The sequence below is a fragment of the Corynebacterium gottingense genome, from assembly GCF_003693265.1.
GTDB lineage: Bacteria > Actinomycetota > Actinomycetes > Mycobacteriales > Mycobacteriaceae > Corynebacterium > Corynebacterium gottingense.
The window spans coordinates 1-1,737 of the sequence record NZ_RDRE01000112.1; the positions used below are offsets into that span (position 1 = coordinate 1).

At 71.6% G+C, this 1,737-nt stretch carries 1 protein-coding gene; it reads right to left on the bottom strand.

From position 1 onward, the window contains the following. A partial coding sequence (locus EAW56_RS12025; protein WP_208636523.1) for a 3'-5' exonuclease occupies positions 1 to 1,737 on the bottom strand: 1,737 nt, incomplete at both ends.

The window sequence follows — 1,737 nt, forward strand, 5'->3', positions numbered from 1 at the left end:
ACTGCAGTTTCGCTGCCTCCATCTGCGCCGGCTTCGGCTTTTCGCCGGTCTTCCAATCCACGACGACCCACCCTGCGCCGCCCGCGTCCCGGAACACGGCGTCCATCCGGCCGCGCACCACGGAGGTACCCAGGGCCAGCTCAAACGGGTATTCCACGTGGGCCGGGGTCCGGGCGGCCCACTCGCTGCGTTCGAAGGAGTCCTTGAGTCGGCGCAGCGTCGCGGCGTCCACCTCCGCCTCGTCGCCGCCGGGCAGCTCGTCCTCCGTGAGCAGCGGGCGCTGCCCGTAGAACTCTTCCAGCCATTCGTGGAACGCGGTGCCGCGCTTGGCGTAGGTGTTCGGCTTGAACGGGACCGGCCTGCGCGCCCGGCGCGCGAACTGCTCCTCGTCTGCTCTGAGCGCGACGACGTCCGAGGCCGTCAGCTCCGCGGGCATGACCACCAGCGTGTCCGGGGACTTCGCCCGTTCGTGTTCCTCGATGAGCGCGGTGACGTCGCGTTCCCACAGCGAGAAGAGTTCGCCCTCCGCGAGCTCGGGCAGCTTCTCGACGCCACGCACCCGCCCCGCGGCCTCCACCTCCCCCGGGGCGAGCTGGTAGGCGGGCCAGGTGCCGGTGGCGGGGGCGTCGACAAGCGCCGGGGCGTCCTCGGCGGGCGTTTCCTCGGCCTCGGCTGCATCGGCCCACTCGACCGTCTCGGGGACCAGCTGGCGCAGCGGGGCGAAGTGCTCGTAGGGCTTCGCCCCGCGGCGCACGTCGGGTTTGCGGCGCGATCCGGTGATGAGGAGCTTGCGCTCCGCGCGGGTCACGGCGACGTAGAACAGGCGCGCCGATTCTTCCGCCAGGCCCGCGCGGACGAGCTTGAGCCAGGCGTCGGCGGCCTTTTCAAACTGGGTGCGGTTTTCCACCTCACCGAAGTCCGGCAGGTATTCGGGGTTGCCAAAGGACGCGTCGGGCACGCGCTGGACCCAGGTGAGGAATGTCTCCGCCTTGGCCGCGTACGTGTTGGCGTCTGCGTGCAGGACGGCGACGGTGTCCCACTCCAGTCCTTTCGCCTTGTGCGCTGTGAGGATCTGCACCCGGTCCGTGCGTGTCGGCACGTTGCCGGGTGCCAGGCCGTCCTCGTGCTCGCGGGCGAGCGCGAAATAGTCCAGCAGTCCCTCCACGCTGGTGCCGGGGTAGGCGGCGACCGCGGAGAGCAGACTGTCCAGGTGGACGGTGCCTGCGGTGTTGCCCATCCCCTGGCGGGCCAGGACCTCGGTGCGGATGCCAAAGACGTCGATGATGTCCGCGAACAGGTCAGGCAGGCGTTTGCCCAGGCTGTTGGTGCGCAGGGAGCGGAGCTTAGCCGCCAGGTCCTGCAAGCGGCGCAGTCCTTCCTCGCTGTATCGCTCGGGCTCGCCCAGGTCCGCCACCGCGTCGGCGAGGCCTGCGGGGCGATCGGTAGACGCATTGAGTTCCGCGGCGCGGGCCACGAGCTCGTCCAGCTGGGCCGCCAGCCGCTCCTGCGCGGTCTGCGGGTCCGCGTGCTCGGGCCCGCTGGGGTCGGCGCTGGCTCCGGTCGCGCGCAGGTTCACCGCACGCGAGGCCAGCGCGGCGAGGTCCGCCAGGCCCAGGCCGACGGCGGGGCCGCCGAGGATGCGCAGCGCGGCTGCCGAGTCCGCGGGCCGCACCAGCATCGTGGCCACCGCGAGGGTGTCGGCGACTTCAGGGATGTCCAGCAGCCCGCCCACGCCGA